The organism is Janthinobacterium sp. Mn2066, assembly GCF_049319705.1.
GTDB lineage: Bacteria > Pseudomonadota > Gammaproteobacteria > Burkholderiales > Burkholderiaceae_D > Janthinobacterium.
This window is the reverse complement of the sequence record NZ_JBMOUF010000017.1, coordinates 43794-58360: the sequence shown is the minus strand read 5'-3', so window position 1 is coordinate 58360 and position 14567 is coordinate 43794. Positions and strand designations below refer to the sequence as shown.

The 14567-nt window shown below is 62.3% G+C and carries 10 protein-coding genes; 4 read left to right on the top strand and 6 right to left on the bottom strand.

Going from position 1 to position 14567, the window contains the following annotated elements; genetic code table 11:
* The first annotated feature begins 6 nt into the window (after positions 1-6).
* Positions 7-540: a DinB family protein gene (locus tag ACL9RI_RS25740; RefSeq protein ID WP_422729316.1), complete on the top strand. Its 534-nt coding sequence runs from the start codon at positions 7-9 to the stop codon at positions 538-540.
* Here the strand turns inward: ACL9RI_RS25740 and ACL9RI_RS25735 are convergent.
* Both ACL9RI_RS25735 and ACL9RI_RS25730 read right to left on the bottom strand, forming a co-directional pair.
* A complete protein-coding gene (locus tag ACL9RI_RS25735; RefSeq protein WP_422729315.1) occupies positions 514-1698 on the bottom strand; it encodes an MFS transporter in 1185 nt (394 codons plus the stop codon). The two genes, ACL9RI_RS25740 and ACL9RI_RS25735, sit on opposite strands and share 27 nt — an antisense overlap.
* The gene (locus tag ACL9RI_RS25730) at positions 1695-2876 is read right to left on the bottom strand and encodes a serine hydrolase domain-containing protein (RefSeq protein WP_422729314.1); all 1182 of its coding nucleotides are present in this window, start codon (positions 2874-2876) and stop codon (positions 1695-1697) included. Before ACL9RI_RS25730 ends, ACL9RI_RS25735 begins: the two co-directional genes overlap by 4 nt.
* Before the next feature lie 111 nt (positions 2877-2987).
* Between ACL9RI_RS25730 and ACL9RI_RS25725 the strand changes: the two genes are divergently transcribed.
* A complete protein-coding gene (locus ACL9RI_RS25725; protein ID WP_422729313.1) occupies positions 2988-3878 on the top strand; it encodes a LysR family transcriptional regulator in 891 nt (296 codons plus the stop codon).
* A gap of 212 nt (positions 3879-4090) precedes the next feature.
* The gene (locus ACL9RI_RS25720; protein WP_422729312.1) at positions 4091-5770 is read left to right on the top strand and encodes a methyl-accepting chemotaxis protein; all 1680 of its coding nucleotides are present in this window, start codon (positions 4091-4093) and stop codon (positions 5768-5770) included.
* On the opposite strand, the gene ACL9RI_RS25715 is transcribed toward ACL9RI_RS25720, so the two are convergent.
* From ACL9RI_RS25715 to ACL9RI_RS25700, 4 genes are all read right to left on the bottom strand, one after another.
* Positions 5767-7722, bottom strand: coding sequence for an alpha/beta fold hydrolase (locus tag ACL9RI_RS25715; protein ID WP_422729311.1), 1956 nt, complete (start codon positions 7720-7722; stop codon positions 5767-5769). The two genes, ACL9RI_RS25720 and ACL9RI_RS25715, sit on opposite strands and share 4 nt — an antisense overlap.
* A gap of 107 nt (positions 7723-7829) precedes the next feature.
* The gene (locus ACL9RI_RS25710; RefSeq protein ID WP_422729310.1) at positions 7830-9659 is read right to left on the bottom strand and encodes a hypothetical protein; all 1830 of its coding nucleotides are present in this window, start codon (positions 9657-9659) and stop codon (positions 7830-7832) included.
* A 14-nt stretch (positions 9660-9673) separates the two neighbouring features.
* Positions 9674-10597, bottom strand: a complete 924-nt coding sequence (locus ACL9RI_RS25705) for an ABC transporter ATP-binding protein (RefSeq protein WP_422729309.1) — start codon at positions 10595-10597, stop codon at positions 9674-9676.
* A gap of 9 nt (positions 10598-10606) precedes the next feature.
* Positions 10607-11017, bottom strand: a complete 411-nt coding sequence (locus tag ACL9RI_RS25700) for a GntR family transcriptional regulator (RefSeq protein ID WP_422729308.1) — start codon at positions 11015-11017, stop codon at positions 10607-10609.
* 212 nt (positions 11018-11229) lie between these two features.
* Between ACL9RI_RS25700 and ACL9RI_RS25695 the strand changes: the two genes are divergently transcribed.
* Positions 11230-14565, top strand: coding sequence for a DEAD/DEAH box helicase (locus tag ACL9RI_RS25695; RefSeq protein ID WP_422729307.1), 3336 nt, complete (start codon positions 11230-11232; stop codon positions 14563-14565).
* The last annotated feature ends 2 nt before the right edge of the window (positions 14566-14567 follow it).

The following is a 14567-nucleotide window of genomic DNA, read 5'->3' as shown; positions in this document are numbered from 1 at the left end:
CAGACCATGAGCCGTTGCGCCCACCTCTGCCTGATGGCCGATTACAACCAGTGGATGAACGCCAAGGTCTACGCGGCGGCGGCCAGCTTGCCGCCCGGCGAATTGCAGCGCGAGCGGGGCGCCTTCTTTGGTTCCCTGCTGGGCACCCTGAACCATGTGATGGCGGGCGACACGCTATGGCTGCAACGCTTCGCCGCCCACCCGGCCGGTTTCCCGCTGCTGGACCCCATCCGCGCCCTCACCCCACCCACCTCGCTGACCCAGCCCCTGTTCGATGACTTTGCCGCCATGCAAGCCCACCGGCACTGGCTGGACCAGCAGATCGTCGACTGGACCGCCTCCATCACGGAAGTGGACCTGGATCATTTGCTGGACTACCGCAACAGCAAGGGACCGAACCGGCGCCAGTTCTTTGGCCTGCTGATGCATTTCTTTAATCACCAGACCCATCACCGGGGCCAGGCCAGTACCCTGCTGTCGCAAGCGGGCATGGACCTGGGCGACACCGACCTGCTATTCCGCATTCCCAACCATCTGTAAGCTTGGCACGCGGTAGCGCCAGGCCTTGAACACGATCACCCCCAGCGCCAGCGCGGCAAACAGCACGCCGCTGGCGATCGCCCCCTGCATGCCATAGCGGGCAATCGCCAGGCCGCCGGCTAGCGCGCCCACCGTCACGCCCAGGTTGATGGCGGCGATATACACGCCGATGGCAAACGCGGGCGCGTCCTGCGCTTCGCCGCTGAGCCATACTTGCGTGACGATCAGCCCGCTCGTATGCGCCGCGCCCCAGAACAGCGCCAGTACGGCCAGCCCCATCCAACCTATGCCTGCGCCCGCATAACGGTACAGCAACCCATACGCCAGCCCCAGCAACAAAGGTTGCAACAGCACCGTGCGCAATACCTGGGTGCCCAGCATACGCCCTGCCAGCAAGTTGCCGGCCACGCCACCCACGCCAAACACCACCAGGATCGAACCCGTCTGGCGCGGACTCAAGCCCGTCACCTGTTCCAGGTAAGCGGCCGCATACGCATACACGGAAAACATGGCGGCAAACACCAGCACGGCCGCGATGATATTGAGCCACAGCGCCCCCTTGCGCAGGATGGCCAGCTGGCGGCCATAGGCCATGGGTTTTTCCTGCGGCGTATCGGGTAAATAACGCCACAATCCCAGCGCGGCGAATATATTCACCAGCGCGCAGGCGAGGAAGGAAGATTCATAACCATACTGGGCCGCGATCCAGGTGGTGAGCGGTATGCCCAGCACCATGCCCAGGCTGGTGCCGACAAAGGCATGCGCACTGGCCTGCGCCGATTGCTGCGGCGGATACAGGGCCGCGGCCGCCACCATCGCCAGCGAAAAATACACGGGGTGGAACAGGGCCGGCACCATGCGCAGCGCCAGCAGCCATTCAAAACGGGGCGCATACGCCGACACCAGGCTGGCCAGCGCGAACACACACAAGGAGACCAGCAGCACGCGCTTGCGGCGCCAGCGCGTGGCCAGCAAGACGAGGAAAGGGCCGCCCGCTGCGATCACCAGGGCAAACAGGCTGACCAGCCAGCCCGCCTGCGCGGCCGTGACCTGGAAACGCTGCATGATCATCGGCAAGATACCGACCACGCCAAACTCGATGCAATACAGGCCAAACAGGCCCAGCGCGAGAAAAACAATCGGCTGCGGGCGCATCATGGCGTTTCCTTGACGCCATACACGGCCTGGCACAGTTCGCCTACGAAAGGCCCCGCCATGCCTTCCAGCGCCGTATTCGTGAACGCCACCACCGATAATTCGCGGGCCGGATCGACAAACCAGGAATGGCCATAGGTGCCGCCCATGCGCCAGGTGCCGGCCGCTTCCGGCGTGGCCGCCAGCTGCGGATCGTTCAGCACGGTAAAGCCCAGGCCAAAACCGCGTCCGGGCCAGAAAGGCAGTTCAAAACTACCGGTCTGGCTAGTGCCCAGCTGGTCGACCAGGCTGGACGGCAACAACGGTGCGCCACCCAGGCGCAGCGTTTCCAGCAAGCGCATGAAGTCATCGGCCGAACCGACCATGCCGGCGCCGCCCGACGCATGGACTTGTGGATTCAGGGCGCGCGCCGGCGACAGCTGGAAACCTGCCATGCCTTCCAAAAACGGCAGATGGTCGTCACCCGTATCGCGTAGCCGGCGCGGCAATGCATCGGGCGCCGTGCGGTCGGCATAGGCCACGGCCAGGCGCGCCGGGTCGACGGCAATAAAACCGGTGTCGTGCATGTCCAGCGGCGCCGTCACCAAACTGCGCACCGCCTGTGCCAGTGGCAAGTCCGCCGCTTGCTCGATGATGGCGCCCAGCACATCGGTGGCGATCGAATACGCCCAGCGCTCACCGGGCGCATAGGCCAGCGGCACCGTTGCCAGGCGGCGCAGGTTGTCTTCCAGCGTGATCACGAGCGCATCCATGCCGTCCGACACGCCCGCCTGCGCATACGCCCCAGCGGGCGGCTGGAAAAAGCCATAGTCGAGGCCTGCCGTATGCGTCAGCAGATGGCGCACGGTAATTCTTGCCACGGCGCCATCCGGCTGGCGCGGCTGGAAATACGGCAGCCAGCGAGCTACCAGGTCATCGAGGCCCAGACGGCCCTGGCCCACCAGCGCCAGCGCGGCCGTCGACACGATCGGTTTGCTGACGGACGCCAGGCGGAACAGCGCATCGGCGCGCATGGAAAGCTGCGCTTCGCGGTCCAGGTAGCCGGCCGCGCGCCGGTAAATTTCGCGACCCTGGTGGCGCACCAGCACCACGGCGCCCACCAGGCGCTGCTGCTGCACGACAGTATCCAACAGCGTGTCGATGCGGGATGACAGAGTGACGGGAGAAAGATCGATGGACATGATGAGCCTTGTAAATGGACAGGCTGACAGGGTAAAACCATCGTCATCAAAGAAAAATAGGCTATAGTTTCTTTCACAGCGGACGTTGGCATCCGCAATCGAAAGAACACCTTGGATAATCTGGCAGGCTTCTCGGCTTTCGTGCAGGCGGCGGAAACACGCAGTTTCGTGGCGGCCGGGCGCGTGCTGGGCATATCGGCCTCGGCCATCGGCAAAAGCATTGCTAGATTGGAAGAGCGCTTGGGCGTGCGCCTGTTTCACCGCAATACGCGCAGCATCACGCTGACCAGCGAAGGCAGCGTTTTTTTGGAACGCTGCCGGCGCATCCTCGGTGAAATCGAAGCGGCGGAACTGGAACTGTCGAATAGCAAGAATGCGCCGCAGGGGCGTTTGAAAGTCAGCCTGCCCTTGGTCGGCAGCTTGCTTAATCCCGTGCTGGCCGCCTTCGTCCGCGCTTATCCGCAAGTGGAACTGGACCTGGATTTTACTGACCGCCGGGTCGATGTGATCGAGGAAGGTTATGACGCCGTGGTGCGGGCGGGCGAAAGCGCCGACAGCCGCTTGATGAGCCGGCAACTGGGCCTGTTCCAGCTGCAGATCGTGGCTTCGCCCGCCTACCTGGCCCGGCATGGAACGCCAGCCGCGCCGGCAGACCTGGCCCGGCACACGTGCCTGCTGTATAAATTTCCCAGCAGCGGCAAGATTGAAGCCTGGCCGCTGCCGGCATGGAGCAGCTTGCTGGCCGCCGGCCTGCCCACCGTACTCAGTTGCAACAATGTCGACACCTTGCTGCACTTTGCCGAAAGCGGCCTGGGCCTGGCTGCCCTGCCCGACTTTGCCGTGCGCACCGCACGCGAGGCTAGCCGCTTGCTGCCCGTGCTGGCCCAGCACACACAGCACACAGGCGCTTTCCGCATCCTGTGGCCAGGCAGCCGCCATGTGTCGCCCAAGCTCCGCGCCTTGATCGATTTCCTGGCGGAGCACGTTTTTCAAAAAGGCTGAGTTCGCTTCAGCACCTCTCTCGTTGTTTCCATACGACAAGCTATTTCATTTGCTGCCTATCTTTTCACTTTTCTTGGATTACCGACAATTAACAGTATTGCCACACGGAATTTTCAGGAACAATTACGGACTGGCCACGCTACGTACAAACCCGTAGCGCCCTGGCGTCATCGGCCGGTTTTCCTCTTTATTCCAGAAACACGAAAGCAATCATGTCACTCAATCATTATAAAATCGGCACCCGCCTTGGCATTGGATTTACCATCGTGCTGGGCTTGCTGGTAGCGGTATTGCTGGTCGGCCTGTATTCGATGGCGCAATTGAGCGGCCGCACCCATGACATCGTTGCAGACAAGAACGTCAAGACAGCGCTGGCCAACACCATGAGCGACAACGTGCGCAATATCACCCTGGCCATCACCAGCCTGGTGGTCGCGCCCACGGACGCGCTGGTGCAGACGGAACAAACAAAGATAGGCGAGGCGCGCCAGCACTATGGTGCGGCCAAGGAACAGTTGCTTAAAAAGGTGGCGACCGACAAGGAAGCGGCCTTGATGAGCGAACTGGACGCCGCCCTGAAAGCGGGTGCACCGCTGAACAACAAGGTGATCGAACTGCGCAAGGCAGGCCAGACGGAAGAAGCGGCCGGGATCCTGACCCAACAGGCGGCGCCTGCCCTGAAACGCGTACTCGACACGCTCGACAAGCTGGTGGCGTATGAAGGCGAGCAAGTGGCAGACGCGGCGGCCGATGCCGAAACGCTGAGCAGCAGCGCGCGCACCACCATGATTATCCTGGGCAGCGTGGCCGTGCTGCTGGGCGCCTTTGTGGCCTGGATCATCACGCGTTCGATCACGCAGCCGATCAACGCGGCCGTGGCCGTGGCCGAAACGGTGGCTTCCGGTGATTTATCATCGAACATCGTCATCAATGCCAGCGATGAAACGGGCCGCTTGCTGCAAGCGCTGAAAACCATGAACGACAGCTTGCTGGGCGTGGTGGCGCGCGTGCACCAGGGTACGGACGCGATCGCCACGGCATCGGGCGAAATTGCCGCCGGCAACTACGACCTGTCTTCGCGCACAGAAGAACAAGCCAGTGCGCTGGAAGAAACCGCGTCCTCAATGGAAGAGCTGACCTCGACCGTGAAACAGAACGCGGACAATGCACGCCAGGCCAACCAGCTGGCCAGGAGCGCTTCCGAGGTGGCGGTGCGCGGCGGCCATATCGTCTCGCAAGTAGTCGACACCATGGGCAGCATCAATGCATCGTCACGCAAGATTGTCGACATCATCGGCGTGATTGACGGCATCGCCTTCCAGACCAATATCCTGGCCCTGAACGCGGCGGTGGAAGCGGCGCGCGCGGGCGAACAGGGACGCGGCTTTGCCGTCGTTGCCACCGAAGTGCGCAACCTGGCCCACCGTTCGGCCTCGGCCGCCAAGGAAATCAAGGAACTGATCGCCGCCTCGGTGAGCAACGTGGACACCGGCTCGCGCCTCGTCAATGAAGCGGGCCAGACCATGGGCGACATCGTCGACAGCATCGTGCGCGTGACCGACATCATGGGCGAGATCACCTCGGCCACGCACGAGCAAACCGTCGGCATCGAGCAAATCAATATGGCGATTGCCCAGATGGATGAAGTCACGCAACAAAACGCCGCCCTGGTGGAAGAAGCGGCAGCCGCCTCGCACAGCATGCAGGAGCAAGCCGCTGAACTGGCGCAGGTAGTCGGCTTCTTCAAGACCGGCAATGCCGTGACGACACAGAAAGCGAAAACTGAACGCAACAGTGCGGCGCCAGCGATCAAGGCAGCACCAGCGCCAGCCCGCAAAGCCGTTGCCGCCACGCAAGCGCGCACTCACAACAGTGAATGGGAAGAGTTTTAACGGGATGACGGTGTCACTGGCACCCAAGGCCCAGCCTGCCTGGCCTTGAGCGTTTGCCGCAGATAATCAGCCAGTTCCGCTCCCGGTGCAGCAGGCTCAGGTCCACCCAGATAGCGCTGCACCAATGCTTCGAGCAAATACAGCGCAGCCTCACGGTACAGGGGCTTGCGCGGATTGTGCTCTTCGTCCGGGTCCACCAGCAGGCTGACGGGTTTTCCCGCCAGTTGTAGCCGGGCGACATAATCGGTCACTGCGGCAATCTCGACCAGCCCATCCCTGGCGCCGGCCATGATCAGCAGCGGCCTGCGCAGTTGCTCCGTATGACGCGCGGGCGCGGCGGCATCCAGTGCCGCCATCATGGCCACATCCTGCACATCGACGCCCAGTTCCGGCAAGCTCAGCATCAGGCCAGCATCGCTCTCGGGTATCGCCGCAAGCCTGCGCAAGGTGCGTGCCAAGTCTGGCGGTGGCGCTATCGCCATGCCAAACTGGAACATGGTCGGCTGATGCGTCAGCGTCAGCAAGGTCGCATAGCCGCCAAAGGAATGGCCAGCGATGGCCAGCCTTTGTTTGTCACCGACGCCCTGCTGCAACAACCACTGTACGCCATCGAGAATATCAGCCTGCACGCGGCCGTTGCCCAGATCAGCGCCAGCCGCCTTGAGATAATGCAAGCCATAGCCGACCGAGCCGCGAAAATTGGGATGGAACACGGCCACACCGCGGTTCGCCAACAACTGCACCAGCGGCGTATAGGTCGCGTTGACGCGTTCCCACGGCCCACCATGGACCAGGGTCAACAAGGGCACCGTCCTGGCGTTCTTACCCGGTGGCAAGGTCAGATAACCGTGTAGCAGCATGCCATCCGAAGCACGGTAATGGATGGCAGTGGTCTGCGCCAGTTGAGCTGGCGGCAATGGCTGATCTGCCGCGCGCTGTCGCTGCAAAATTTCACGCATGCTGCGCTGGCTGCTGTCGTACAGCCAATAACGCTCCTGGCTCAGGCGCGATCCGGTTTCGGTCAGCAACAATGTTGCGCCACCAGCCGATGCTGCAATGAAGACGCCCCCCTCAGCAAATTGACGGTCTATATCAGCCACCGCGCGACGCGCAACAACACTCAGGCCGACGTGGTGCAGCATGGGCGATTCAAGCATGGCAAATAGCGGTGCTTGCTCTGGATCACTAATCACCCGGCGGATATCAGCCAGGGCAGCACGGTCGGCTAGTACCACGCGCCGCGTGCCACGGGCCAGATCTATTTCTACCAGCACACTGCGATCACCGCCATGCGCCATGAGCATGCTCAGGCGCGCGCCATCGGGCGTGGCCGCTACCAAGGTGCACTCATCGAGAGGAAGGCAACGCAGCACCTCCTGCCACCGCGTGGCCTGACGGCGCATGATGACGAATCGGCCATCGCTGGCACGGACCATGGAAAACTGCAGCTGACCACTGGCGTCAAACAAGAAACCCTTAAGTTTTTCACCCTGGTACAAGAGCTCGCGCTGGCCTTCTCCATCCATGCGCTCCAGACGATAGCTGGCGCGGGCGACATCATGGCTATCGATCAGCACATGCCGTGCATGGCCGAGACCGGGACCGGGACTGGCAGAAAATAACTGATGTTCGGTCTTGCCGTCGAAGGCGAACAATTTGCGGCTGCTACCATCGGCGAGCGACACCACCGAGACGCCGTCACGAGCGATTAAAAACAGCAGACGGCTATCGCCTGACCAGAACAAGGCCACCTGTCCTGCCGAGGCCAGCAGGCGCCGTTCCCCTTGAGTGCGCGTATCGAGCACATGCAAGCTGGTCTGTGCCCCCGCACCCTCCAGATACGCGACTGACAATCCGTCTGGCGACAGGCGCACGGCGTGCAAACGGGGGCGGCGCTCGAATGCCTCGCGCGCTATTTTCGGTGCAGCAGGCAGCGCAGCATTGCGTGCCAACCATGGCGCCAGTGTCTGCGTCGCAGCGGCGGGCGCTGCCAGAACAGGTGTCCACGCGCAGGCCAGAAGCAGGGCCATCAGAACGCACGCGGTACGACGCAAGCGGCTCATGCGACGGCGGCGTCAGCAGGCTGGCGCGGGCGTTGAAGCTGCGGCAGCGGATACAATATCAGCAGGGTCAGCAGACAAGGCAGTCCCAACAAAGCACAGGCCAGCAGCCAGCCAGACGCTACGCCAGCGGCTTTGCGCCGCCAGTAGCAGGCGCCGATAAAGCTGCACAAGGTCGCCAGCAGCGCGGCACTCCAGACCGGCCATGGCCGCGTGGTTTGCCCGGCATCACCGCCATTCAAATCGGGCACCGTACCATCGGCATGCAGTTGTTGCGGCAGCTTGAGCAGCGCGTGCATGACAGGCGAGAGCCACCAGTCGGCATGTTCGAATAGCAGCGGAAAATCGTGCCCGATGGCGCGCGTGGCGATCACCTGGGCGCGGCCGCCCGCATCGACAAACAACACGCTTTGCTTGCTGCCTGAGGCACCGTCCAGCATCGCCCGCCCCCCTGTAAACGAGACCAGCGTGCCATCGAGCATGGGCGCAATATCGACACGCTCCAGGTCACTCAAGGGGCCGGGCAATGGCAAGCTGAACAACTCATCATCCACCGCGTGGCCCTGGAGCAGATCGGATGGCGCATAGGCGTTCACATGACCATTGCTCAGCATATAAACGCGCGCACCGATTTTCCTGGGTGCGGCGACCAGTTGTTCGCCTGCCGGCAAAATTGCTTTTGGCCGCAAAGCATGGCTGGATGGATCGAACGCCAACACCATATTGGCTGTCAGTATGCTGGTGGCGAACACAGGCACGTCAGGAAACGCTTGCAAGTCGCCCAAGCCGTGCAGACCCAGTTGATTGACCAGCGCCCCCGTACGCATGTCATGCACGTCAAAGCGCATATGGTCGTGATTGAAGGTCAGGCGTTGCTGCAGATCGGTCAGCTCGGCTTGCGATGGCGCGTTCTGGTTGCTTAATTGCTGCCGCACGGCATAGCGCGTAATCGTTGGCTGCAACGTCCCCACTTCCAGCAAAGGCAGTTGTTGCCGCCAGTGTGATGCGCGCACATCCTGGCTGCCAGCGAGCCCGGCCAGCAGCAGGCTGCGGCCATCGGCACGGCTGGTCTGCACGTGGCCGCCATCCGGTGGCAAGGCCATGGTCTGCGGATGCTGGCCCAGGCCAACCTGAACGATATGAAAGATACTCATCGTTCCCCACAGCAACAGGCAATACATACCCACCAGCAATGGGAGCGACTGCGCCAGCGTGGCACCAGCAGCACCGGCGAGTGGCATGCGGCCGGGCGTAAAATTGGCGTGCACATTCCAGGCCAGCAACGCTGCACACGGCACGGTTGCCAGCAACACACTGGCCGCGCTCGCCGTATGCATCAGCATGAAATAAGGCAGCAAGACGATCAGGAAAGCCCAGCGCATACGGCTGCTCATGATGGCGGCGCCGCACAACCAGGCAATCAAGCTCATCATCACCAGATAAGGCACGGCCAGATAGTGGCGCATGTCGACCGTGCGCGGCGACAGGAAATCCGTTCCCAGCACGGTCAGCAGCAAGGGTAGGCCGATGGCGAGCATGATCAGCGTCGCCGCTGCCAGCATCAAGGCCGCCAGGATAGCCCCCGGTGCCAAAGGCCGGTGTAGCAGCCACAGCCAGCGGCTGGGCTGGCGATAACTGCCGATTTGATGCACTGCAAGGCCCAGTCCTGCCAGCATATAGGCTGCCAGTATCACCAACGGCATGGGCGTGGCTTGCTGGAAAATGCTCCCCAGCCGACTCAGAAATAATTGCAACAGTAAATGGGTAGCAGCGAATATCAGGGCCGTGCGCAGATAGCGGCGGCATTCACTCAGGTACAAATCACGCATGATTCAGTCTTTTCTCAGGCCGCTTGTAGCGTCGTGGCAATGGTGGAGATATGGCCGCGCGCCAACAGGGCATTGATGGCGCGGTCCAGGCTGACAGGCATGCTGTACACGCTGCGTGCGCCTAGCAGGCGCAGGCGCGCAGCAAACTCTTCGCCTTGGTCCAGCACAATGAAATGGCTCAGGCCTTCGATCTGTTCGGTGTGCAGGATGCCGGGCAGCGCGCTGGTATCGGGCGGCAAAAAGGGAAACTCGGCCACCCACAACTGCACCCGCTCGCATAGGGCGTCCGGCGCCGATGCATGCAGCAAGCGGCCCCGTTCGAGGATGATCAACTGGTCGGCCACGCGCTCAATTTCCTCCATCTGGTGCGAGCAGTAAATGATGGTCATGCCATCGCTATAGCTGCTTTCCATCATGGCGCCCAGGAACAGACGCTTGGCTACCACATCCAGGCCCAGCGTAGGTTCGTCGAGTATCAGCAGTTCGGGACTTTGCCCCAGCGCCAGTGCCAGGTTGACGCCGGCCCGCTCGCCACGCGACAGTTGTGCAATGCGCTGGCCGGGCAATACATTGAAGTTACGCAACACGCTGCGATAACGTTCCTCGTTCCAGTGTGGATACAGGCGGCGCTGCATGGCAGTCAACTCGTCCACCTTGAGCCACAGCGGCAAAGTGTGTTCCTCGTTGACATAGCCTATGCGGCCGCGCAAGGCCGGTGTCAGTTGCGCGCAGTCGCAGCCGAGAATGCGGGCACTGCCGGCAGTGGCCGCCTCAAAGCCCAGCAACACGCGAAACAAAGAAGACTTGCCTGCGCCATTCGCGCCGACAATGGCATGGATGCCGCCGCGCGCCACGCTCAGGCTCAATTTGTCGAGCGCATGCTTGTTCTTGAAACGCAGGCAAAGCTGATCAGTTTGCAAGATGGGTTCAGTTGTCATGGGGCGATCTCAGGCGGTTTTCTTGGGAGCGCACAGGGCCAGTTCGCCAGCCACCCGCTGCAGCACGGTTTCGGCAGGGTAGTCGAGTGCGATGACGTCGCCAACGAAGCGGGTCAAGGCCTCATCCAGGCGCCGCTCACGCTCTTCGTCCGACAGGCGCTGACGCGGCGCGGCCACGAATAGCCCCAGGCCGGCACGCGCATCGAGCCACCCTTCTGCAGTCAGTTCGCCATACGCCTTGGCGACCGTATTTGGATTAATGCCTAGTTGCAAAGCCAGGCCCCGTACGCTGGGCAAGCTGGCGCCAAGGATCAGTTCGCCACTGGCGATCAAACGCCGTACGCCATCGACGATCTGGCGGTGGATGGGACGCGGATCGCCGGTGACGATCTGTAGCATCAAGGGACTGCGACGGTTCATGAGATAACTCCACTGTACTATTACACGCAGTACAGTAACCGTAAGCATGACTTGCTGTCAACAACAATCATGGCTAGCCGTTGCCGTCCGGCTAATTCAGATGACGGCTCCACTTTTTTTTGCAGCAAAGGCCGCGCGATAGGCGAAACTGCAAAACAGATAGCCGCCATACGCTTTACAATCCTCGCTCGCTTTACAAAATATTGGTCATCATGAATCAGGCAGAACAGCAGCGCCTCCTGGCTATCCTGGAGTATTGGCACAAGATTGAATTCTTTATACCGTTTGACCTGAATCAAATCACGGAAGTTGAAGACCCGTCCACCGTGCGTCTCCTTCAGCGTGAACACCTGGCGCAATTGCCGCCGCAGTTTTATACCCAATTACACGTCGGCGCCGACCGCGAGATCGACGGCTTCCAGCTGTTCCTGAACGTGTTCGACAAGGCCGAAATCGGCAAGGTCTTGCCTGCCGGCACAGAAAATATCGCCGACATGGAAAAGACGGAACTGGCTGGGCGTTCCTGCTTTGCCCGCATCAGCCTGAACGCGCTGGGCGAACCGCAGTTCGACCCCGTTTCCGTCTCCACCCTGCCATGGGCGCTGGGCCGCGCGCGCACGCCGAACTGGTCCGGCCTGAGCCTGGACGCATTCAGCGATAGCCAGCTGGCCTTGCAGGACAGCTTGCGCAATTTCGCCGCCGCCCGCAGCAAGCAGGCGCAAGTGACAGATGAGGCGGGCAATGTCACGGCGCCCTTGTCGGGACTGGAAATCGGCGCACTGGCCGACTTGCTGGCCGATTGGGCCGGTTTCCGGCCATCACCGGGCCAGCCGCTGGCCGTGCTGGAAATCCGCACGCGCAAGAAACGCCCCATCAAGGACGCGGACGCCAGCCTTGAGGGCAACGGCAACCGCACCTTGGACTTTGGCGACACGGTGGAACCCACCATCGATATCCTCAACAGTTTTTACCTCGATGACCTGGAGCACATCATCCGCACCTTGCGTGGCGGAAAGGTACCTGCCACTTTGGCCGCCTACCTGACGCCGCTGGCCCAGGAAGAACGCATCGACCTGTACAGCCCCGCCGGACGCCAGGCGCTGGCCGCCATGCTCAATCCGGCCAATATGAACCGGGGCCACTGGCTGGAAGATTCCACTTACGCCATGAGTTTGATGCAGCAGTTCGCCATCCATGGCGCCCGCACGGGCCTGGCCGAGCGGGGCATTTTCTCCGTCAACGGCCCGCCAGGCACGGGCAAGACCACCCTGCTGCGCGAATTGTTTGCCGACAACATCGTGCGCCGCGCCGCCGTGCTGTCCAACCTGGACCGCGCCGCCGACGCCTTTATCGGCAAGGTAGCCGTCGCTTTCGAGGGCGTGCGCGACCCGATCACGATCGCCCGTTTGCGCCCGGAACTGACAGGCTTTGAAATGGTGGTGGCCTCGTCCAACAATGCCGCCGTGGAAAACATTTCGGCCGACTTGCTGAAACCCACGCAACTGGGCAAGGAATGGGCGCGCACGCGCTACTTTGAAAGCGTGGCGCGCCGCGTGGTGGCTGACGGCAATGGCGCCAATCGCCAGTTGAACGAAGAGGAAGCGCCATGGGGGCTGATTTCCTGTGCGCTCGGCAATAACAACAACCGCCGCCGCTTCATCAGCAATTTCTACGATGATGACTGGGATACCGGCACGCCACGCAAGACGCAGCAAGCGCAGAATATCCGCCAGTGGCTGGCCAGCCACCAGGGTATCAGTTTCGCCCAGGCATCGCGCGAATTCCGCGAGACGGAACACGTGGTGGAAAAAGCGCTGGCCGAGCAGGCGCAATATGCGGCACTGTGGCAAGCGGTGGGCACCTGCAGCCAGGAAGAATTCCTGGCCAGCAGCCAGCAGGCGCTGATCGCGGCGGAAGCGGAAATGGATGGCGCCAATGGCGCGCTGGAAGCAGCGCTGGCGCAGCAGGATATCTTGCTGGTCAAGAAGAAGGAATTGCAGGAAGACGAGCGGCTGGTGAGCTTGACGCAACCGGGCTTCTTTGCCCGTTTGTTCCGCACGGCAACGGCGCGCGCCTACCAGTCCGCCGTGGTGGACAATGCCGAAGCGCAACGCCAAGCCGCCAAGGACGTGTCCAATATCAAGCTGCTGCTCAAGGGCGAGCTGGAACCGCGCTGCGAACGCGCGCGCCTCAGCCTGCACGTGGCCCTGCGCACGGCGCAATCGCGCCAGCGCGAATGGGATGACAGCACGGAAATGCTGCGCCGCGCGCGCCTGCGTTTCCACACCTTGATCGCGCCGGCCTCGCTGGAAGAACTCGATGGCGATGCCTTGCAAATTGGCGGCCTGTGGCATGAACCGGCGCTGGCCCGCTTGCGCTCGCGCCTGTTCGCCAAGGCGCTGGCCCTGCACGAAGCGTGGCTGGCGGAAGTGGCGAAAAAAGGCGGCCCCGGCTTTGGCGGCAACTTGCTGGCGGTATCCAAGCTGTTGAAAAACAAGCGCGCCTACGACCAGTCGCATATCGCCATGGTCTGGCACAGCCTGTTCATGGTGGTGCCCGTCGTCTCGACCACGTTTGCCTCGTTTGCGCGCCAGTTCCAGGGCATGGGAGCAGAATCGCTGGGCTGGCTGTTCATCGATGAAGCGGGCCAGGCCGTGCCGCAAGCGGCCGTCGGCAGCCTGTGGCGGGCCAAGCGCGCGGTGGTGGTCGGCGATCCGCTGCAGATCGAACCCGTGTTTACGGTGCCGGGGCGCCTGGTGCAAGCCTTGTCCACCCTGTCGCCGCACACGCAGAACGGCAGTTATGCACCGACCGCCGTGTCCGTGCAAACCCTGGCCGACCGGGCCAACCGCTATGGTGCGCAAGTGGGCAAGGACAGCGGGCAGCCGCTGTGGATCGGCAGCCCGCTGCGCGTGCACCGCCGCTGCGTGGAACCGATGTTCTCGCTGGCCAATACCATCGCCTATGAAGGCAAGATGGTGTACGGCTTGGCCGACACTGCGCCACCCGCGCAGGCACGCGGCTTGAGCCGTGGCCCCAGCCGCTGGATCGACGTGGCCGGCCCCGTCAGCTACAAGCAGGTGGTGCCGCTGCAACTCGATTTTGTGCTGGAAGTCTTGCTCAAGCTGTATCGCCGCGATGGCAAGCTGCCCGAGATGTATCTGATCACGCCGTTCAAGGCCGTGCGCAATGAATTGCGTTCGCGCATCATGGACCTGGACTGGGATCGCCGGCTCGGTTATGGCAAGGCGCCCACGGCCCGTGAATTGGGCCAGTGGTGCAGGCAAATGGTGGGCACCGTGCATACCTTCCAGGGCAAGGAGCAAAGCGTGGTGATGCTGGTGCTGGGCGCCGACAACAGCACGGCCGGCGCCGCCCAGTGGGCAGCGTCCACGCCGAACCTGCTGAACGTGGCCCTGACCCGCGCCAAACACCATATCTACATCCTCGGCAACCCGCTGCTGTGGGGCCAGCTGCCCCACTTCGCCCCGGCCTGCGCGCAGCTGGCGCATACCGATATGCACGAATTTTTAATAGAAATGGGGTAAAC